The following is an 18,346-nucleotide window of genomic DNA, read 5'->3' as shown; positions in this document are numbered from 1 at the left end:
AAACCCGCATGCCGTTTCGGGCAATGCGGGTTCGCGGGGTGCAAACAAATCGCTACGTGGTCTGCTCTTCGCCGGGTTGATACCACGTCGATAGCACGAGGCTCACGCGGTGAATGCGCGTGTCCTGCTCATACAAATCCTGCCGGTTCTCGATCATGGGGTCGCCGTCGCACCCGTCAACGAGCGCCGCAATGCGGTTCATGATCTCGACCGCGTCGCGTCGCACACGCGTGTACACGTCGATGCGATAGTTCATCTGCGACGCCTTTGCGTCACCCCGAAGCGTAAGGCTCGGTGTGCCGGAAATCAGCGAATAGACGACATACGGCTCGCGCCTTTCCATCGGCGCAAGCATCAGGAATACCGAGCCGGGCAGCGCCTGGTTGATCAGCGCGAAGAGCTCGTTTTCTGTCATGACGTGCTCCCGCTTGCCCGATACGTCACTCCGTTCTGCGCGCACCATTTGCTCATGCGCTGCATGAGCGTCTTGTTGAAGCGGTCGATCGACTCGTGCCGCCGCGTATTCGCCGCTGGCAGTAGAAACGGCTGGGCGGCCATCTTCGACGTACCGAACTCGAGGAACCGTCCATAGAACGCGTCGTCGCCGTAGGGCTTCGTGACATTGCCCTTGATCGTCTTGCCTCTCGTGCGCGCCCGGCGCAGCTTCACGTCGACGCGCGCTGCATACCGCGTGCGACGCGTGCGGCCGCGGGCAATCGCTTTTTCGAGCGTCCCCGTATAGCGAACGGAGGCACCGAACAGCTGGCGCACATTGGCCTTCGCCTGATCACTGATCGGCTTCGCACCCGCCATGAGCGCGTCGTACAGCATCTTCGTCGCGACCTGATCGGGCAGCGTCTTCAGGAAGGCTTCGATCTGCTTCCAGCCCTGCACCTCGATATCAATCATGGCGGCCCCGGTTTCTCACTTGCTCATGCAAAGGCCATCAACACTTGGCGGCGCACCTCATTGGCCGCCGGCAGCGAATAGCAGCGGCGCACGTGCGCCGCGAGCGCCTCGCCGGTTTCCCTGACGAAGACGCGATCCCGCGCACAGCGCTCCATATGCGATCGCATCTCCGCTGCGCTCCCGGCGTACAGCACATAGTCGCGATCCCGCGTGTTCAGATACGGATGCACGCGCGAGGTGATGATCGGCATGCCCTTGCACCCCGCTTCTAGCGTCTTGATGTTCGACTTGCAGCGATTGAACGCCGTATCAACGAGCGGTGCGAGCGCGACGGCGTGACCGTCGTAGACGCCCATGTAATCCGTCGCTGGACGCTCCTGCGTGACCGGCACGCGGGGCATCAACTTGAGGATCCGTGCCCATTCAGGATGCGTGCGGTTCACACCGGCGAGCGTCACGCCGCCGGCTTCGAACACGGCGCGATAAGCCACGATGTCGTCGTGATGGCTGGCGCCTGCCGCGTAGACGAATGGTGTGCGCGCGTTGGCAGCCGCTGCGCTCGCACTCCCTGCATTTCGTGTGAACTGGCCCGAATCGAACGGCAGCGCATTCGGCACAATGACGATCTCGCGGTTGATCATGCGCACCTCGTCGGCCAGCGCCTCGTTCGTCACCATCACCACGTCAGCAAGCGCGAGGCTCGCCACGGTGCGCCGCGTGATGCCGTCGCGCGCGTAATGGCCCGAAAGGTAATGCGTGCGCTCCAGCATCCAGAGATCATCCACATCAGCGACGATCCGCACGCCCTGCTCACGCAGCCGGATAAGACCGGAGATGCCGCAGACGGGATGGCGGTTGAACACGAACACCGGCACACGCGGCGTCACATCGAGCATCGAGAATGGCAGCACGAGCCGGTGATAGGCGCACGAGGTCCCGTCTGCACCATCGATCACGAGCGAACGCGTCGCGGCCCCTGGCTTACGCGAAGGGGTAATAGATTCGTCCGCCCTGGTGCTCTTCAGCGGCGACGGGACCATTTCGTTCGATGCCTTCCCGCTTTTCAGCGGGCGTGTAGTTGGGAATGGGATTGCGGCCATACACGTCCTCACTGAAGAAGAACGACGGCGCGCGCAGCAGCGACGGAAAGCCTGGGCCCGCGCCCGCGAGGCCCGAGCGCTTGGCGCGATCCTTGTAGGCGGCGTCTTCCCAGCCATAACCGGCGTAGGACGCGTTGAAGTAACCGACCGTATCGACGAACCGCCGGGTGAAAAAGTGGAAAGCGCCAATGCACGCATCCCAGTAGACGATCTCGCCCTCGATCGCGAGCGGCCGGCTCTTGAATGACTCGGGCAAGCCGAGCGTGTCGAGGCCAGCTTGCGCGACATGCTCGGCGAAGTAATCTTCGAAGCCGCCGAACAGCACGCGCACATCGTCATCGAGCAGAAAGAAGAACTCGCATCCCGCGTCATAGAGATGGCGGATGCAGCGATTGCGCGACCACGCCGGGCCGCGCCGCTCGCGATCGTTGTGCACATAGATCAGTGTGTCGGGCGCGCAGAAGCGCAGCCCATCGTCGATCGCGCGCGTGGGCGTGGTGCAAACCGCAAGGCCGGTTCTCATCGAAGGTGGTCGATACTGTTGACGGGGTCAATTTCGCCCCATCGGTATAGGTGGAACAGATAGAGGCCGTGGGCGACACCGAGCCGCCCACCGCTCTCACGTACGCGGGCACAGAAGCGCTTGTCGAAGTAGATCGTGTACGGCTCGAAGGGCACGCGCTCCCAGACGGTGCGATGGAAGATCAGGCACATGCCCGCCAGCGGCCCCGGCACTTCGGCGACCGAGGTGCCGTGATCGCGCCAGCGCTGCCGAGCGATTTCACGGTGATAGCCGATATCGCCGTTCTCGCTCAGCTCGCCACCGTGGAGCTGGAGCGGCGAGCGGATACGGTTGGTCATGGCACCGATCACATCGAAGCGTCCGGCATTGCACGCGATAATCTGGCCGATCTGCGCGCCCCAGTCAGGTGTCAGAAAGAGCGTGTCGCCATCGCGCACACACACCCAGGCATCGGCGGGCAGCAGCGCGACCGACTCATTGATGCCGCCACCGATATCGCCGGTCTTCCACGGCGTCAGGTAAAACACGCTCATGGCTGGCCGCCATCGGTGATCACGCCGCTGCCGCACATGAGCTGCAGTTCGGCACGGCCCGCGTAACCGGGCAACACGGCATCGATCGCATAGGTGGTCCGGCCGTGCAGCACGCGCATCGCGGCGGTCACGTCGTCCCGCCAGCGAATGCGGATGCGCGTGGTGAGGCCAGAACGGAATTCAAGCGACGCAAGATATTCGCGGCCCGATAGCGGTTCGATCGATGCCCACACCTTTGCCACGTCTTTCCAGCGCTCGACGACTGCCTCGCCGTCTTCGTGCGAGACGTGCATGATGGGCGATTGCAGGCGCACGCGATGGCGCAGCGGCCCCGCGCGCATCCCTCTCGTGGTGGTGGCCATTATTCAAGCGCCGGATCGCGAAGTGGATAGAGGATGTTCACCACGGGGCGCGGAATGTATCCATGCTCCCATTGCGATGACTCGACGCCATCGGGGTCGCGAATCATGATCCCGACATACAACAGCGTGGCGAGCCGCACATTCTCAGGCACCTCGCCTTCTGGATATGGATCGCGCTTCAGGTAATCCATGATCGAAGCGGACGCACCCGCGATCGCCAGTTTGAGATCCATTTCGAGATCAGCCGTATCGGCGCGAAGCCAGTTCCTGGCCTCCTCGATCGTCACAAGCATCAGCGGAGCGCTCACGCCGCTTCTCCTTCGCGCACGCGCGCATCCTTGCCGTCCCGGCCGCGCTTGGCGATCAGCGTCCAGACCCCGCCGCCAGCGTCTGGCTTTTCGGACGTCGGCGCGTTGCAGTGCCAGAGCGAGCCGGCCCACGTCACCGTATCGCCTGGTTCATAGAGCCGTTCAGGCACGTAGATGCCGCGATAGATCAGCACCGGGAACGCAAAGCCCGCGCGCTCGACCGCGCCACCCGAGCGTGTTACTGCGACAACGAAGCCACGCTCGCCGTCGCGCTCGATGGCAAGCGCCGCAATGCCTTCGACGATGCAGGACCAGCCATGCCGGTCGTCGGTGTTGGCGTGCGCGCGCCAGAGGCCGCCAAGATGACTGGCGAAGGTGCCGCGGGGGTAGCTGCGTGCGAAGTCGATGCCGGGCAGAACCTCGATATCGGCAGCATCACGACCGTCAACGCCGTCCCGCCCATCGCGCCCAGCAGCGCCGTCACGGCCATCAAGCCCGCGGTCACCATCCTTTCCATTGAAGCCGTCCTTCCCGTCGCGGCCATCCTTGCCATCAACACCATCTCGACCCGGTAAGCCATCGTTGCCGTCGTGACCGTCTTTACCATCCCTTCCCGGCGCGCCATCTGCACCCGGCAACCCATCGGCACCGTCCGCACCTCGCGCGCCATCGACGCCGTTTCTTCCCGACGCGCCGTCGGCACCACGTTCGCCATCGCGACCGTCGCGGCCAGCCTGGCCATCTTTGCCGGCCGGCCCGTCGACTCCACGTTCTCCGTCTTTGCCATCCCGACCTGGTGAACCGTCGCGCCCGTCATTGCCATCCTTGCCGTTGAGACCGTCCGCGCCGCGCTCGCCGTCCTTCCCATCCCGCCCCGGCACGCCATCTGCACCGGGCGCGCCATCACGACCGTCGACTCCATCCTTGCCGTTCACGCCATCCGCGCCGCGCTCGCCGTCTTTCCCGTCCCGCCCCGGCGCGCCATCTGCACCGGGCGCGCCATCACGGCCGTCGACGCCATCCTTTCCGTTGAGGCCATCTGCGCCGCGCTCACCGTCCTCGCCGTCGCGCCCCGGTGCCCCATCGGCACCGGGCAAGCCGTCACGACCATCGACGCCATCCTTACCGTTAAGGCCATCCGCGCCGCGTTCGCCGTCTCTCCCATCTCGCCCTGGCACGCCATCGGCCCCAAGCGCACCATCCCGCCCGTCAACGCCGTCTTTGCCATTCACGCCATCTGCGCCGCGCACACCATCCTTGCCATCGCGCCCGGGTTCTCCGTCAGCACCCGGTGCGCCGTCCTGGCCATCGACACCATCCTTGCCATTTACACCGTCCGCGCCGCGCTCACCATCTTTCCCGTCGCGCCCCGGTGACCCGTCTCTGCCATCTGCGCCGTCCTTGCCGTTGAGGCCATCCGCACCGCGCTCGCCGTCCTTACCGTCCCGCCCCGGCGCCCCATCGGCACCGGGCGCGCCGTCGCGCCCATCGACGCCATCCTTGCCATTCAGACCATCCGCGCCACGTTCGCCGTCGTTACCGTCCTGCCCTGGCGCACCATCGGCACCCGGTGCCCCATCGCGTCCGTCACGACCGTCGACTCCATTCCTGCCGTCCACAGGCCGGTGCGCCTCAAGCGCGTCGAGCCGGACAACGAACGGCGCAGTGGCCAGCGCAACGTGCTCCCTGATCAACCTTGCGACCGTACGCATCAGCGCTGCGATTTCGCGCCGGTCTAGCATGGCGATTACGCGCCTTCGAGCGCGGCCATCGCCGCGTCGCCGAATTCGTCAAACGCGTTCTGGATCTCATCGGCCGGCACAGAATCTGGATCGGAGGCGGCAGGTGCTGGCGCGGGTGTGGGATCGGCAGGCGTAAACGGCTGGTTGCGGTCACGCTCGTCGAGCGCAGCGAGCGAATAGTTCTGCTGTTGCAGGTATGGTGTCTGGCCACCTTTCACCGGCTTCGCATTGAGGCGTCTGCGCGCCTCATTCGGCGAGTAGATGCCACCGCCGACGCCTTCGGCCAGCGTCTTGATCATCGTGGCCGAATCCATCCGCAGCAGATTGTCGAGATCAAGCTCGGTGCGGTAGTGTCCGGGTAGCGAGAGCCCCTGGTCGAGACACGTCTCCAGCGATTCGATCAGCGACTGCAGGCAGTTCGAGTAATAGAACTGCGTAAGCGCTTCGACGTTCTGGTAGGTCGGCGGCGAACCGAGGCCGATCATGTACGGCGGCACGTGAAAGACGGAGCACACAATCTCGGCGTTGAGCTTGGCCTGCTCGATCAGTTGCGAATCGGCAGCGGTCATCGCGAGGGCTTCGTACTTCAGGCCATCACCCAGCACCGCCAGCCGCCCGCGATTGGGGCCGCTGAAGTTTTCCTCCCATTTGTCCTTCAGGCGCTGCGCAGTCGCGTCGCTGATGGCACCCGGCGCAATCAGAATCCCACCAGGCTGCGCGCCATTCTCGAAGAAACCCGCCGAGTTGTTCTCAATCGCGAGGCCCTGCCGCGCGGCCAGAGCGCAGGCAAAGAGCGGCGACGTGCCGACCAGCGGATGAAACAGGCAGTTCATGCGATCGTGAATGATCTCGCTCGCCGGCACGACGATCTGGTCGCCGTCCGGAATTCCCGCGAGGTTGTCACAATCGAGCTGGTAATACACACCGCCGTCGTCGGAGACAAGCGGCCGGCATCGCAGCGGATCGAGTACATATAGCGCCACCACGACGCCGCGCTCGTCGCGCTCCTTGAGTACATAGGTATTGCCGCGTGTGAGCTTCGACATGATCCAGTTTTCGACGAACTGGATATGCGTCTGGTAGCGGTTCGGTTTGCGCAGCACAGGAGAAAACGCAGCAGACTGCGTTTGCGTCCAGATTTCCTCGTCGTCCTCACGCATGAGGCGCACGCCAAGCTTGCCGATATCGGCGCTGATGAGCGTGATGCACGCGTAGACGGCGTGATACGCGAGGATCGTTTCCGGTGCCAGTTCCCGGTTCTTTTGCCAGGCGCCGCTGAATGGCTCGCGAATCCACAGCGGAATCCAGCCGCCACCGCCCGGCGTGTTGACGGGCGAAAGATTCTGCGCCGTCGAGCGGCGCGGTGCCGCGCGCGTGATCTGGAGCCCGAGAAGCCGCATTTCAGTCACCGTCAGCGCGCATGTCGCGACGGCGATAACGGCCCCGTCGCGCTGTGCCCGCGCCGGTCGCCCGCGCCGTATTTTCGTCAGCGCGAATGGCACGCGCTGGCGCGATATCGACTTTCTTCGACGCGATGAAAAGACGAACGTGCTTCTCAGGCATGTCGAGCTCGGCACCGACCGGATAGGTCTTGCCGCCATAGCGAAAGGCGTGCGTCGTGATCACTCTCATCTTGCGCTCCTACGAAAAAGGGCGGACCGCGTAAAGGTCCGCCCTTGTGGCGCCGTGACTGCTTATGTGCGATCAGGTCGTGCTGCCAGCGTCGGCATCGTCCGCGTAGTTCGCGCCCGTGATGTAGGCCACAGCCTCTGGGCGGCGACGACGCCAGTTGATGAAGCGCTCGGCGCGCAGCGCGATCATGTTCTGTTGCCAGAGCGAGACGAGCGACGTGCCGTCGCCACTCGGCGCGCTGTCGAGCTGAAGCGACGCTTCGCGCGACGCATCCAGCGTCACGGTGCCATCGTCGGCAAGCAGGATTTCGGACGCCTTCGCCAGAATGATCAGCTTGCCGTCGCCGCCGGCCGGGATGTTCGTGGACGTGATGACCGGCAGGCCAAAGAATGTGCCGCCGTTCATGTCGAGTCCCGGGAATTCCGGCTGGCCTAGCGCGTTCTGCATCATGCCGATCGAGAGTGCGCTGACCGGGTCCATGATCCAGACGGCCCCCGCCAGCGAGAGATTGACCGCGGTGAAGAGCGCGAACAGCGTGCGAATGTCAGCCTTGAGCGCTGACGAGCTCGTACCCGACGCCTGGATCACCGTGGCTCCATTCGTGATCGATGCAGGCGAGACGCCCGGCACTTCATCCTTGTCCGGGTCCACGAAGTCGTGATCGAGAAATTGCGCAATGGTCTCGATCAGGTCGCGCCGCACGATATCTTCGGCGGACGGATTGGAGAAGCGCACGAGTTCTTCGGTCAGCACGACGATGCCCGCAGCCTTCGCAAAGCCGAGCGTGATGGCTTCGAAGCCCAGCGCGCTCACCGGCTTGGGCTGGCCTTCTCCGACCCATTGCGCGGTGCTGGCCGTAGTCTGCGCCGGCATCTTGACGTTGAACGGCACGCGGCGAAAACCGGGAATGCGCCCGATGATCGTGGCCGGCCGCAGCAGCTCGATGAATTCGCCGGTCAGATTCTGGTAGTCCACCAGCGGCGCGGCCCACGTCGGGTCAGTCGTCGTGCCGGCCGCGACGGCTTCACGCAGCACCGCCTCGACCTCCGGCGTGCTGTCGCTCCAGCCCCGCGCAATCTCGACGGCCTGGAGGAGATTGCCCTTCGCGCGCGCCAGCGCGATGGCGTAGCGCACGAACGCCGTGCCCTTTGGCAAATTGCGCTGCACGCTGATCACGCGACCGGCGCCCACGGCGCGCGCACTGCTGGCCGCGCGCGGATCCGTACCCACCACGGGTGCGGCGGCGCGAACCTGATGCGCTTCGACGGTCTGAAGGCGGCGGATATGCGCGTCGATCGCGGCGATGTCCTGCTCGATCGTGTCGAATTCCTCCTGCTGTGCAGCGTCGAGTGTCGAGCCATCTTCGGCGGAAAGCTCGATGATCTCGTTCATGCGCGCGGCGGCCGTGGCGCGGCGCTGCTCGTAGGCCGAAATCTGTTCTGCAATAGTCGGCTTCATCGTGAAACCTCACGTTTGATATCGCGAATCACAAAGGGAGTTGCGCGAGCGCGCGCGGGAGGATCCAGCCGGACGACATGGCCGCCGCCAATGCCGAGCGCGGCGCGGGCGGATGTGTCGAAACTGCGGATGGTAGTGATCGTTGCGTCGGAGTTCGCGGGGATCGTGACGAGCGACAGCTCCAGCCATTCCCACGCGAGGTAACGGATGCCACCGTTGTCCATCCACGAATACTCAAGCGGACGGAAGCCGATCGAGACGGCGCGCACCAGGCGCGCCTTCACGCTTTGCCACGCCTCATCGAGCCGCTCCTTCAGCGAACCCGGTTCGTCGATGTTCGCTAGCTGCGCGCGGAACGGAATGCCCTCTTCGGTGAGCTCGGCGAATTCAACTGTCCCAACCGGCGAATCGTGTCGGTGCTGCCAGAGCAGCGGCATGGGAATGGCGAACTTCGCGCCAAGTGGCTCGACGATATCGTCGTAACGGTCGGGCGTCGGCGTGGAGGCCATGCCCTCAATCACGCGGGCGTCATCGTCCGCGCTGCGGATCGTCAGCAGCGAGTAGGCACGTTCCATGATCAGCGTTCCTAGAAGAAAAACATCTGGTATTCAGGTTCGCGCTCTTCCACGTCGCTCAGGGCCAGGCCCACGGCCATGGTGAGTGCCACCAGCCCGTCGATGCGTCCGGTGGCCTTGCGCTTGTTGAATACCCGGTTGTTCTTGGGGTCGGTCTCGGTGACCGCGCTCGATACGTTCCAGCGCAGGCACGGATTGAATGCGACGCGCAGCTTGCCGTCGAAGATCAGCTGCTCGACGAGTTCGATGGAGCGGCACATCCAGAGCCCCGACTCGCTCGCACGGTGGAACCCCTGGCCGTGTGGCACGAGGCGCACTTCAAGGCCTGCCGCTTCGAGATCCCGCTCGAAGTACTTGATCCGGTACGGGTCGAACGCGAGCCCATCGATCGTCATCGCCGCGTTGATCTGCGCGAGGCGGTCAACGACCGCGCCGTAATCGACGGCCCGGCCGGGCGGCGCGTGCACAAACTGCGCGCCGGCCCAGGCCAGATATGGCACACGGTCGATGCGGGCGCGATCGGCCATCGTGTCGCCGGGCGTCCAGAATTCGACAAAGGCGTCCACCGAATCGTCATCGTTGCGCACTGCCACAGCGAGCGCGGTCAGGTCACGCGTGCCCGATAGATCGAGGCCGCCGAAGGCGCGCTTGCCCTCCATGGACGCAATGAGCGCTGCGCGTGCCTCAGTGGCCCTGCGCTCAAGCGCGCTCGCGTTTGCATCTTCTAGTTCAATGTCACCCGATTCGACCGGTCGCCCCACCTCGCAACCGCGCCAGAGCACGCCATCAATCCACGGATCCTCGGCGTCGACCCACTGGCAGAAATTCAGACGGCGCACCGTCGATTCGAGCGACGGCATTCCGCGCGCCTGGTGTACCTGCTCGCGCAGGTAGTCAGGTTTGATCGTGGATCCGATCGACGGATTGGCCTTGACCCAGCAGTCTTCGCTCTTGAACGGATCATCGTCCTCGTCGAGCGAGCAGATGAAGGCGAAGTAGGCGTCGTCGGCAATCGCGCCGCCCGCGACACGCACGCCATATTCGTGCTGCTCGTAGCAGACCGACGTGCGGTCGAAACCTGAGTTCGTGATCATGAAAATCAGCGGCTGGCGACGCCCCTTCTTGCCGGCGCGCATGATGTTGATGACTGTGCCGTTCTTGTGCTCGTGCACCTCGTCGATGAGGCCACAGTGCGGGCGGGGCCCGCTCTGCCCGCTTTCGTCGCTGGCAATCGGACGGAAAAACGAACCAGTCCGGCGAAAGCCGAGATTCCACACTCGGTCCTCGCGGCCCTGCATGCTCACCGCGCGCACGAGCGCAGGCGACTGCTGCACCATCGCCACCGCGTCGCGAAACAACACCATCGCCTGCTCCCGGCGCGTCGCTGCGGCGTAGACCTCAGCGCGCGACTCGCCATCCGCAACCAGCATGTACAGACCGACGCCCGCCGCGAGCGGCGACTTCCCGCAGCCCTTGCCGCCTTCGACGTACGCCTCGCGGAAGCGGCGCGTGCCATCGGCGCGCAGCCAGCCAAAAAGCGAACCGACAATGAACTGCTGCCAGTCGAGAAGCTGGAATGCCTCCCCTTCGAACTCGCCGCCGTTCAGGCGCAGCACATCGGGAAAGAAATCGATCGCGCGCATGGCGGCGTCGAGACTCCACACAAGGTCGCGCGCGGCAGCCGTCAAAAGATCATTGAGGTGTCGCTTGCAGGCGTTGCGCACATCAGGCCCCGCCACCACCGTTCCGGCCACGACCGCGCGCGCGTACTGCGTGACCGGATCAGAAGTACTTCCGCGCGCGGCTTTCGTCGTCGTCCTGCGAACCATTCGGGCCAGCCTCGATGCGCGCACGCGCAGCGGGTGTCATGCCGAACTCGGAAGCAAACTTGACCACATCGAGCATCGCCCGGTTCGCGGTGCCCACGAGCGGATTCTGGATGGCGTTGCCGTTCGTGGTCTTGATCATCAGGCCGCTAGACAGAAGGTCGCGCTCCGCCATCTTCGACAGCGCCTGCTCGGCTTGCACCCATCGCTCGTACGCCTTGCAATAGGCCGCGAGCGCCGCGCGGTCGATGCGGGTGAGCAGGCCGAGCGCGAACAGCTCGTCAGCCATGCGTCGCCACTCGGTCTTTGCGATTTCGCCGAGATGCGCGGGCGCCGTTGGCCTTGCCCGCTGCGGCCGGGCTTCCCGCCGGTTTGCCTCGCGTGCCCGGTACGTCCCCTGAACCAGTTTCAGCTCCGTCGGCAGTCGTTTGCGTCCCATTGCTTACCTCGATGCCAGCGGCCTCAGCGGCCTGCGCGAATGTCAGCCCGTCGCGCTCGCGGACGGCGTTCTGCCGCGTCGCGGTCTGCCAGCGCAGGACCGCCACGTCGCAGTAGCCAGGATTCAGTTCAATGGCGTGGCACGCGCGCCCCACCGACTCGGCGGCAATGATCGTCGTGCCGGAACCCGAGAACGGTTCATAGACGGCCTGCCCCGGCGACGTGTGGTTCTCGATCGGCCGGCGCATTGCCTCGACGGGTTTCTGCGTCGAGTGGCCAGATTCGCTCCGGCGATGGTCGATCTGCCAAAGCGTCGACTGCGACCGATCACCGGTCCAGCTGGCCGTCTTGCCCTCGCGCACGGCGTACCAGCACGGCTCGTGCTGCCAGTGGTAATGACCACGCGAGATAACAAATGTCTGCTTCGCCCAGATGATCTGGGCGCGAATGTCGAAGCGGCAGGCGTGCAGGGATTCGGCGACGACATCGGCATAGATGCCCGCGTGCCACACGTAGGCGACGTCGCCCGGGAAATGCGCCCAGGCCTCGCGCCAGTCCGCTTTCGTGTCGTTCAGCACCCGGCCGGTGGCACGCGAGCCATGCTGGCCCCGCGACTCGCCCTCAACCATGACGACCCGGTTGCGCCAGTCCGCGTCGTAATCGACGCCATACGGCGGATCGGTGATCATCAGGGACGGCCGCACCCCGCCTAGCGCAGTCGCCGCAATCCCTGCGTCCGTCGAATCGCCGCAGACCAGCCGGTGGGCGCCCAGCACCCAGACGTCGCCGGGCGCGGTGACGGCCTGCGCCGGCACGGGTGGGACCTCGTCTTCGTCATCCCGCCCGCGGCTACCCTTGAGCAGCCGGTCCATGTCTGATTCGGAAAAGCCGGCAAGCCCGATCGCAAAACCGTCGAGCGTCAGCGCTTCGAGCTCGCTCACGAGCAGCGCGTCGTCCCAGCCTGCGTTCTCGGCGAGCTTGTTGTCGGCCAGAACATACGCGCGGATCTCCTGCGCCGACCAGCCGCGTGCGACGATCACCGGCACCCGCTCGTAACCCAGCCGCCTTGCGGCTTCGACGCGGCCGTGACCGGCGATTATCGTGTCGTCCTCTGCCACGAGAACCGGGATTGTGAACCCCCACTTCCGCATCGAATCCTGCAACTGCACCAGCTGCGCCTCGCTGTGCGTGCGCGCGTTGCGCGCGTACGCGGTCAGCGCCGCGACCGGTCGCTGCTCAATCGCGTCAGCCCACATGCGACCTCCGGTGATGCGGCGTGGACGCCCGCCGCGCGTAGATTGACGGCGGACGCCCCCCGCTTCGGATTTCCGCTTTTAGCGAAAAAAGGTTTGGCCGGGGTGACCGCTCGATCGAGAAAATTTGTTCGCACGCCCCCCGGGGGCCCCTCCCTCCCGTCCCGCGGGCGTGGCGCCGCGTCAACGTGCCCACGGATGCCCTGGATCGGTCGGCATCCCGTTCACGTCGCAGCCGCGTGGCCGCGCGCCGTTCTCGGCGGCGGTCTTGCGCGCGTGGCAGTCGTGGCAAAGGGCTTGCAGGTTCGCCGGAGCGTCAGTGCCGCCGTCCTCGAGCCGCGTAATGTGATCGACCTCGACCGCCTCGGTGACAAATCCCTGCCGCATGCACTCGGCGCACAGGGGGTGCAACCGAAGCTGACGCGCACGGATCCGCCGCCACTTCCTGCCTGTGGCGCGGGGTGTCGGTGCGGTCGTCATAGGATGGGCGCATCAATCGAAGTGCCCGGCGTGCGGGCAAAACAAAAGGCCCGGTCAGTTTCCTGAGCGGGCCTTACGTTTTCGCTGGACGCAACTACGCCAGCGCTTCGATTTAACACCAAAATGAACCAAGGAGCAAGATCAAGGATGCTGGCGCGCAATCGCTTGTTCTATGCCTACCTGGATGGCGTGTAAAACGAGTCTGTAAAATTCCGGTTTGCTAGTTACCATGGCAGGTTGTGCGGCCTTGACGGCGGCGTCCCACTCGGGGCTGGATTTCAGGTCGATCAGATTCGGTCGATTGATCAGTATCCACGTCTGAAAAACTCGACACTCGACAGGGAAATTACCGTTAAACGCTGCGAGCGCACGAACGCCATCCAACAGCAACATGACGGTCATCTCCGGGTTGAAAGTGTGAAACCCAAAGGGATCGCGATCAGCATGCTTGATGAAATTTTCAGTTTCATTGAGCATCTCGATAAAGTCTTGCCGATAGTTCGCCTTGACCCGCGCTATAACCTCATCCCGGATCATTTTGTGCCCGGTCTTGTGTTTCTCATGCAGTTTCCACAGCACTTTGAATGCTGCGGCAGCCAAGCCATGAATCGGCACTGGATCAAAATCATGAAACCATAGCCAGATAGCGGTCTTAAGCTGCCTCTCTGCGGCGTCGACTTTTGAGATCACGAAGCCGCCCTCTACGGGGCCTCGATACATTTTTTCGTGTTTCATGACTCACCTGATCGTTCGGCTTAATACAACATTGTTCTGGATACGGATAAATCTCGCCTTCTGAGGCAAACGATTTTCGACGACATTGCGCCTTACGAGTGCCGAGAAAGCGCTGCCTCCTGGCCATCCCAATTCGCTATGCTCACGAAGTCATACTAACGATTGTCGGCCTCGCTTCTAAAGCTCGCAAAGTAACTTTACTAGTCGGCGTAGCTCCGGGCGTTCCGCCTTCATACGTGGAATGAAGGCACAGTAGGGATAACCTAGGCGAATCGAATGCGTTGATACAGAAATGAGACGACCTGCTTCGAGATCGCCTCGCGCAAGAAGCCTCTGCCCCAACGCAATACCGAATCCGGAACGGGCCATCGCAACCGCCAGACTTGAAAGTCCGACACGCCTTCCCTTTGAAGGGTCAAGATGACGATCGCTTCCAGTTCCCATGAACCAGTCATTCCACGTTGGATGAGACGCGTAGGTTGGCCCCCAATTGGTGTGGATAAACATGCTTTCATGCAATTCAGATAGATTTAACGCTGCGTTCCCATGCCGATTCCAAAATTCGGGAGCGCAAATCGGAATCACTTCATCCTGTATCAATGGAATCTTGTGGATCGAAGGATAGTGATAGTCGCCATAGCTAACTCTCAGATCGACGCTTTGACGGAGAAGATCAACAGGATCTTCCTCAACTCGGATATCAATCGCGATTTGCGGATGGATTTGCAAAAGCTCGTTAACTTTCGGGACGAGCCAATACTCGGCGATCGATGACGGTACGCTGACTACTAACTGTGCCTGCAGTTCGCCTTCGAGTATTCGCTCAGTCATGCTGGCAATCTCCTGCAGCGCTCTGGATGTCTGAGGAAAAATTGCGCGCCCCGCGTCCGTCATGGATATGCGATTGCCGTTACGCACGAACAATTGCTTGCCAAAATAGGCTTCAAGGTTGCGAATCTGTTGGCTGACTGCGGCCGAAGACACACCCAGTTCATCGGCCGCTAACACAAAGCTTCCTGTTCTGGCTGCTACCTCGAACGCCTTTACCGCGTTAAGCGGCGGGAGTTCACGCACGACACCTCCTTCGATAGAATTTCTTAGCGACCAGCAAGATTTTGTCGCCTTGAAAGCAATTTTTTGTTTCGATAGGTTACGTCCAGCGAGACATTTTGCGCTAGCTCAATATTTTGGGCACCTCAGTCAACTCAAAGTCTGACTGGGATTAGCTCAAACAATTTAATCAGTCAAGTAGCGGGAGCCACAATGCACGTACAAATCAAACAGGCGAAATTGGCAGCACTGGCGCTGACCGCAGCCGTCGGTCTGTTCTCCAATCTTGCCTGTGCAAAAGACTGGAAAACGGCCACGATTGCACTCGAAGGGGGGTACGAACCGTGGAACATGACCCGGTCGGACGGCACGCTCTTCGGCTTTGAACCCGAACTCGCTGCGGATCTGTGTGCGCGCGCCCAGATCAAGTGCAAATTGATTGCCCAAGACTGGGACGGCATGATGGCAGCGCTCAAGGTCGGAAAATTCGACGTCATCATGGACGGGCTTGCGATCACTGATGACCGCAAAAGGGAAATTCTCTTCTCCGTACCCTACGCAAATACTCCTGCGGTCTTTGCAGCAACAAGAAGCGGCTCTCTCCATAACCTCCCGGGAACTGGCAGCTCGATCACCTTGACTGGCAATCCTGCTGCCGATAAAGCGCAGCTCGAACCTTTGCGTCGCGCACTGAAAGGGAAAGTAATCGGCATCGTCTCGGGCATTTCCTTCACCAAATTCATCTATAGCAATTTTGGTGATGTCGCCACGATCCGCGAGTACAAAACTGCCGCCGAACACGATCTCGATCTGGAGAATGGACGCATCGACGTCGTGTTCGATGATGCAACATACTTCTCTTCTGTATTCGCCAAATCTGAGAACAAGGATCTCACTTTCTCTGGACCGATGATGAAGGGCCAAGTTTTCGGGCCAGGCGAGGCACTGGGCTTCCGTCTGTCTGATCCCGATTTGAAGGCGAAATTCGATGGGGCGATCAAGTCCGCGCTCGCTGACGGAACGGTCAAACGCCTGAGCGAAAAGTGGTTCAAGACTAACGTCGCGCCGTGACGAAGTCCTGGCGGCATGCGGGCTTTCCCCAATCTCACAGTGAATGGATTTACTTGCACCGTGGCATGCCGTTACTGAAACGTTAAGTGATGGAACATTGAAAAATGGCGATGTTTAAGTTGTTGGGGTTTAGCTCCGAAGGTTGGGCAGGAGCGCTGCTAGCAGCGACGTTAATGACCGTCTTGGTCACGTTCGCCGCGCTTGCCATTGGAGCCTTCGTCGGCTCGACCGTTACCTGGGCGAAGCTTTCACGCAATCTGTTTGCGCGCGCGATCGGTGACGCTTATACGACTGTGTTCCGAGGCGTTCCCGAGTTACTCATCCTTTATCTTATTTACTTCGGTGGTTCGTCTGCCGCCACACAAATCGCAAGCTATCTCGGCGCCGACGAATTTTACGGAATGCCGCCGTTTCTCTCTGGCGCGATCGCCGTTGGGGTTATTTCAGCGTCGTATCAAACCGAAGTGTATCGCGGAGCCTACCTTGCTGTCGCGCGAGGAGAGATCGAGGCGGCAATGTCGCTGGGTATGTCGCGCATGCACCTCTTTTTCAGAATCGTCGCACCACAGATCCTGCGATTCGCACTCCCTGGGCTTGGAAACGTGTGGCAAATGACGCTCAAAGATTCTGCGTTGATCTCGATCACTGGTCTCGCTGAACTGATGCGAGCGAGCCAAATCGCTGCTGGCTCGACACACCAGTATTTCCTCTTCTTTATAACCGGCGGTGTCTTGTACCTCGCTTTAACCGGACTCTCGACTAGCGCTTTCACTCGGCTTGAGACCCATCTGGGACGAAGCGCCCGGCGACCTGCGTGAGGACATGACATGGACTTTGAATTTTTTTGCGATACCTTGTCTCAACTGTTGGGGGCGCTCCCTGTCACGATTGAACTATTTGTCGCATCGGTTTCGCTCGGAGCTGTATTGGCCCTGTGCTTGACATGGATGCGCCTTTCAGGGATATCCTATTTAGAAAAATTTTCCAAGGGATATGTGTTCGTTTTCCGTGGAACGCCGCTCCTTATTCAGCTATTTCTTATTTACTACGGGATTGGTCAATTCAGCGTCGTTCGTGAAAGTTTGCTTTGGCCGGTTCTCCGGGATCCCTTTGCATGCGCTGTATTGACTCTTGCGTTATGCACCGCAGGCTACTCTGCAGAGATCTTCCGTGGCGGCGTATTGGCTATTCCATCCAGCCAGATGGAAGCAGCTCGTGCACTTGGAATGTCGAGATGGCTTCTGTTTCGTCGTGTAATTCTGCCGGTCGCATTAAGACAATTATTGCCGGCATACTCGACGGAAATCATCCTCATGATGAAATCTACCTCGCTTGCGAGCCTCGTTACCGTTATGGAGATGACTGGGGTGGCTCAGCGGATCATTGCCAGCACCTACCGAACGACAGAAGTTTTCCTTTGCGCCGCTGCGATTTATCTGGTTCTTAATTTTTTCATCGTGCGCGCGCTATCTGCTTTCGAATATTGTCTTACACCGTATCGCCGTCCGATGCGTCAGAGAACTTCTCCCAAAGAGTCCGCCGTATGAATATAAATGACATCCCCGCAAATATGAAAACCACGTCGGAAATCGAGATTAGAAATCTCTACAAACGATATGGCAGCAACGAAGTGTTGAAGGGGGTCTCGATTGCGGCCCGTGAGGGAGAAGTAATATCGATCCTCGGATCGAGCGGGTCGGGCAAGAGCACTCTGCTGCGCTGCATCAACCTGCTTGAAATGCCAGACGAGGGTGACGTCTACATTTCTGGAGAGAAGTTGAGCCTTCGTACGAACGTACGTGGTCAGCGAGAAGCGAGTGATAGAGGGCAAGTACAGCGTATCCGCTCTCAGCTTGGCATGGTATTTCAAAGCTTCAATCTCTTCTCACACTTGACGATTCTCGAGAATCTGATTGAGGGGCCAGTTCGCGTCCAGAAACGCGATCGCAGAGAATGCGTCGACGAAGCCATGGCTCTTCTCGAAAAGGTAGGCATCGCAGATAAGGCCAAGCACTATCCTGCGCATCTTTCCGGGGGACAGCAACAGCGCGCGGCAATCGCGCGAGCGCTCGCGATGAAGCCGCGCGCGATGCTGTTTGATGAGCCCACGTCAGCACTCGATCCTGAGCGTGTTGGCGAGGTGTTGAAGGTAATGCGTCAGATAGCCGAAGACGGATGCACGATGTTGATCGTTACACACGAAATGAATTTCGCCAGTAGCGTCTCAAATCGCGTCGTCTTTATGCATCAAGGTGTTATCGAAAGCGAAGGATCGCCGGACGAACTGTTCCGGCAAAAAAAATCTGAACGTTTTTCGAAATTCATCTCGAATCACGTCACAGCATAGATCG

22 protein-coding genes are annotated in these 18,346 nt (G+C 61.4%); 4 read left to right on the top strand and 18 right to left on the bottom strand.

Annotated elements, in window-relative coordinates:
• Positions 1-52: 52 nt before the first annotated feature.
• The 18 genes from U5782_RS22380 to U5782_RS22295 all read right to left on the bottom strand — a co-directional run bounded on the left by U5782_RS22380 (position 53) and on the right by U5782_RS22295 (position 14,948).
• Entirely contained in the window at positions 53-415 is a 363-nt protein-coding gene (locus U5782_RS22380) for a DUF3168 domain-containing protein (protein WP_322046068.1), read from the bottom strand.
• On the bottom strand, positions 412-909 hold the full coding sequence (locus U5782_RS22375) for an HK97-gp10 family putative phage morphogenesis protein (protein WP_322046067.1): 498 nt from the start codon (positions 907-909) through the stop codon (positions 412-414). Before U5782_RS22375 ends, U5782_RS22380 begins: the two co-directional genes overlap by 4 nt.
• A 23-nt stretch (positions 910-932) precedes the next feature.
• Complete coding sequence (locus U5782_RS22370; protein WP_322046066.1) at positions 933-1,865, bottom strand: glycosyltransferase family 1 protein; 933 nt, start codon at positions 1,863-1,865, stop codon at positions 933-935.
• A 25-nt stretch (positions 1,866-1,890) separates the two neighbouring features.
• Positions 1,891-2,532, bottom strand: a complete 642-nt coding sequence (locus U5782_RS22365; protein WP_322046065.1) for a hypothetical protein — start codon at positions 2,530-2,532, stop codon at positions 1,891-1,893.
• Positions 2,529-3,065 carry a hypothetical protein gene (locus tag U5782_RS22360; protein WP_322046064.1) on the bottom strand — a complete coding sequence of 179 codons (537 nt, stop codon included), beginning with the start codon at positions 3,063-3,065 and terminating at the stop codon, positions 2,529-2,531. Before U5782_RS22360 ends, U5782_RS22365 begins: the two co-directional genes overlap by 4 nt.
• Positions 3,062-3,427 carry a phage head closure protein gene (locus U5782_RS22355; RefSeq protein ID WP_322046063.1) on the bottom strand — a complete coding sequence of 122 codons (366 nt, stop codon included), beginning with the start codon at positions 3,425-3,427 and terminating at the stop codon, positions 3,062-3,064. Before U5782_RS22355 ends, U5782_RS22360 begins: the two co-directional genes overlap by 4 nt.
• Positions 3,427-3,735 (bottom strand): head-tail connector protein, encoded by a 309-nt coding sequence (locus tag U5782_RS22350; RefSeq protein ID WP_322046062.1) that lies wholly within the window; start codon positions 3,733-3,735, stop codon positions 3,427-3,429. Before U5782_RS22350 ends, U5782_RS22355 begins: the two co-directional genes overlap by 1 nt.
• Positions 3,732-5,477: a hypothetical protein gene (locus U5782_RS22345; RefSeq protein ID WP_322046061.1), complete on the bottom strand. Its 1,746-nt coding sequence runs from the start codon at positions 5,475-5,477 to the stop codon at positions 3,732-3,734. The genes U5782_RS22350 and U5782_RS22345 overlap by 4 nt, the downstream gene beginning before the upstream one ends.
• 5 nt (positions 5,478-5,482) lie before the next feature.
• Complete coding sequence (locus U5782_RS22340) at positions 5,483-6,877, bottom strand: phage portal protein (RefSeq protein ID WP_322046060.1); 1,395 nt, start codon at positions 6,875-6,877, stop codon at positions 5,483-5,485.
• A gap of 1 nt (position 6,878) precedes the next feature.
• Positions 6,879-7,109, bottom strand: coding sequence for a hypothetical protein (locus tag U5782_RS22335; RefSeq protein WP_322046059.1), 231 nt, complete (start codon positions 7,107-7,109; stop codon positions 6,879-6,881).
• Positions 7,110-7,181: 72 nt separating this feature from the next.
• Positions 7,182-8,567: a phage major capsid protein gene (locus U5782_RS22330; protein WP_322046058.1), complete on the bottom strand. Its 1,386-nt coding sequence runs from the start codon at positions 8,565-8,567 to the stop codon at positions 7,182-7,184.
• Positions 8,564-9,142, bottom strand: coding sequence for an HK97 family phage prohead protease (locus U5782_RS22325; RefSeq protein WP_322046057.1), 579 nt, complete (start codon positions 9,140-9,142; stop codon positions 8,564-8,566). Before U5782_RS22325 ends, U5782_RS22330 begins: the two co-directional genes overlap by 4 nt.
• A gap of 11 nt (positions 9,143-9,153) precedes the next feature.
• On the bottom strand, positions 9,154-10,971 hold the full coding sequence (locus tag U5782_RS22320; RefSeq protein WP_322046056.1) for a terminase large subunit: 1,818 nt from the start codon (positions 10,969-10,971) through the stop codon (positions 9,154-9,156).
• Positions 10,925-11,257, bottom strand: a complete 333-nt coding sequence (locus U5782_RS22315) for a phage terminase small subunit P27 family (protein WP_322046055.1) — start codon at positions 11,255-11,257, stop codon at positions 10,925-10,927. The genes U5782_RS22320 and U5782_RS22315 overlap by 47 nt, the downstream gene beginning before the upstream one ends.
• Positions 11,250-12,662, bottom strand: a complete 1,413-nt coding sequence (locus tag U5782_RS22310; RefSeq protein ID WP_322046054.1) for a site-specific DNA-methyltransferase — start codon at positions 12,660-12,662, stop codon at positions 11,250-11,252. The genes U5782_RS22315 and U5782_RS22310 overlap by 8 nt, the downstream gene beginning before the upstream one ends.
• A 180-nt stretch (positions 12,663-12,842) precedes the next feature.
• A complete protein-coding gene (locus U5782_RS22305) occupies positions 12,843-13,046 on the bottom strand; it encodes an HNH endonuclease signature motif containing protein (RefSeq protein WP_322046053.1) in 204 nt (67 codons plus the stop codon).
• Between the two features lie 234 nt (positions 13,047-13,280).
• The gene (locus tag U5782_RS22300; RefSeq protein ID WP_322046052.1) at positions 13,281-13,874 is read right to left on the bottom strand and encodes a hypothetical protein; all 594 of its coding nucleotides are present in this window, start codon (positions 13,872-13,874) and stop codon (positions 13,281-13,283) included.
• Positions 13,875-14,051: 177 nt separating this feature from the next.
• Entirely contained in the window at positions 14,052-14,948 is an 897-nt protein-coding gene (locus U5782_RS22295) for a LysR substrate-binding domain-containing protein (RefSeq protein WP_322046051.1), read from the bottom strand.
• Positions 14,949-15,137: 189 nt separating this feature from the next.
• Between U5782_RS22295 and U5782_RS22290 the strand changes: the two genes are divergently transcribed.
• The 4 genes from U5782_RS22290 (at position 15,138) to U5782_RS22275 (ending at position 18,342) form a co-directional block, all read left to right on the top strand.
• Positions 15,138-15,995, top strand: coding sequence for a transporter substrate-binding domain-containing protein (locus U5782_RS22290; RefSeq protein WP_322046050.1), 858 nt, complete (start codon positions 15,138-15,140; stop codon positions 15,993-15,995).
• 104 nt (positions 15,996-16,099) lie between these two features.
• Positions 16,100-16,813, top strand: a complete 714-nt coding sequence (locus U5782_RS22285) for an ABC transporter permease subunit (RefSeq protein ID WP_322046049.1) — start codon at positions 16,100-16,102, stop codon at positions 16,811-16,813.
• Positions 16,814-16,822: 9 nt separating this feature from the next.
• On the top strand, positions 16,823-17,542 hold the full coding sequence (locus U5782_RS22280; RefSeq protein ID WP_322046048.1) for an ABC transporter permease: 720 nt from the start codon (positions 16,823-16,825) through the stop codon (positions 17,540-17,542).
• A 23-nt stretch (positions 17,543-17,565) separates the two neighbouring features.
• The gene (locus U5782_RS22275; RefSeq protein ID WP_415914379.1) at positions 17,566-18,342 is read left to right on the top strand and encodes an ABC transporter ATP-binding protein; all 777 of its coding nucleotides are present in this window, start codon (positions 17,566-17,568) and stop codon (positions 18,340-18,342) included.
• The last annotated feature ends 4 nt before the right edge of the window (positions 18,343-18,346 follow it).

Origin of the sequence: Paraburkholderia sp. J67, from assembly GCF_905220265.1 — a bacterium.
Taxonomy (GTDB): Bacteria; Pseudomonadota; Gammaproteobacteria; order Burkholderiales; family Burkholderiaceae; genus Paraburkholderia.
The sequence above is the reverse complement of the archived record's forward strand: the minus strand, read 5'-3'. Positions and strand labels throughout refer to the sequence as shown.

Bases quoted from the DNA above. Each gene is read 5' to 3' on its own strand.
- U5782_RS22275 (WP_415914379.1), top strand. From the start codon at position 17,566: ATGAAAACCACGTCGGAAATCGAGATTAGAAATCTCTACAAACGATAT.
- U5782_RS22345 (WP_322046061.1), bottom strand. From the start codon at position 5,477: ATGCTAGACCGGCGCGAAATCGCAGCGCTGATGCGTACGGTCGCAAGG.
- U5782_RS22310 (WP_322046054.1), bottom strand. From the start codon at position 12,662: ATGTGGGCTGACGCGATTGAGCAGCGACCGGTCGCGGCGCTGACCGCG.
- U5782_RS22340 (WP_322046060.1), bottom strand. From the start codon at position 6,877: ATGCGGCTTCTCGGGCTCCAGATCACGCGCGCGGCACCGCGCCGCTCG.
- U5782_RS22375 (WP_322046067.1), bottom strand. From the start codon at position 909: ATGATTGATATCGAGGTGCAGGGCTGGAAGCAGATCGAAGCCTTCCTG.
- U5782_RS22300 (WP_322046052.1), bottom strand. From the start codon at position 13,874: ATGAAACACGAAAAAATGTATCGAGGCCCCGTAGAGGGCGGCTTCGTG.
- U5782_RS22380 (WP_322046068.1), bottom strand. From the start codon at position 415: ATGACAGAAAACGAGCTCTTCGCGCTGATCAACCAGGCGCTGCCCGGC.
- U5782_RS22360 (WP_322046064.1), bottom strand. From the start codon at position 3,065: ATGAGCGTGTTTTACCTGACGCCGTGGAAGACCGGCGATATCGGTGGC.
- U5782_RS22355 (WP_322046063.1), bottom strand. From the start codon at position 3,427: ATGGCCACCACCACGAGAGGGATGCGCGCGGGGCCGCTGCGCCATCGC.
- U5782_RS22280 (WP_322046048.1), top strand. From the start codon at position 16,823: ATGGACTTTGAATTTTTTTGCGATACCTTGTCTCAACTGTTGGGGGCG.
- U5782_RS22365 (WP_322046065.1), bottom strand. From the start codon at position 2,532: ATGAGAACCGGCCTTGCGGTTTGCACCACGCCCACGCGCGCGATCGAC.
- U5782_RS22285 (WP_322046049.1), top strand. From the start codon at position 16,100: ATGGCGATGTTTAAGTTGTTGGGGTTTAGCTCCGAAGGTTGGGCAGGA.
- U5782_RS22315 (WP_322046055.1), bottom strand. From the start codon at position 11,257: ATGGCTGACGAGCTGTTCGCGCTCGGCCTGCTCACCCGCATCGACCGC.
- U5782_RS22320 (WP_322046056.1), bottom strand. From the start codon at position 10,971: ATGGTTCGCAGGACGACGACGAAAGCCGCGCGCGGAAGTACTTCTGAT.
- U5782_RS22290 (WP_322046050.1), top strand. From the start codon at position 15,138: ATGCACGTACAAATCAAACAGGCGAAATTGGCAGCACTGGCGCTGACC.
- U5782_RS22305 (WP_322046053.1), bottom strand. From the start codon at position 13,046: ATGCGGCAGGGATTTGTCACCGAGGCGGTCGAGGTCGATCACATTACG.
- U5782_RS22330 (WP_322046058.1), bottom strand. From the start codon at position 8,567: ATGAAGCCGACTATTGCAGAACAGATTTCGGCCTACGAGCAGCGCCGC.
- U5782_RS22325 (WP_322046057.1), bottom strand. From the start codon at position 9,142: ATGGAACGTGCCTACTCGCTGCTGACGATCCGCAGCGCGGACGATGAC.
- U5782_RS22335 (WP_322046059.1), bottom strand. From the start codon at position 7,109: ATGAGAGTGATCACGACGCACGCCTTTCGCTATGGCGGCAAGACCTAT.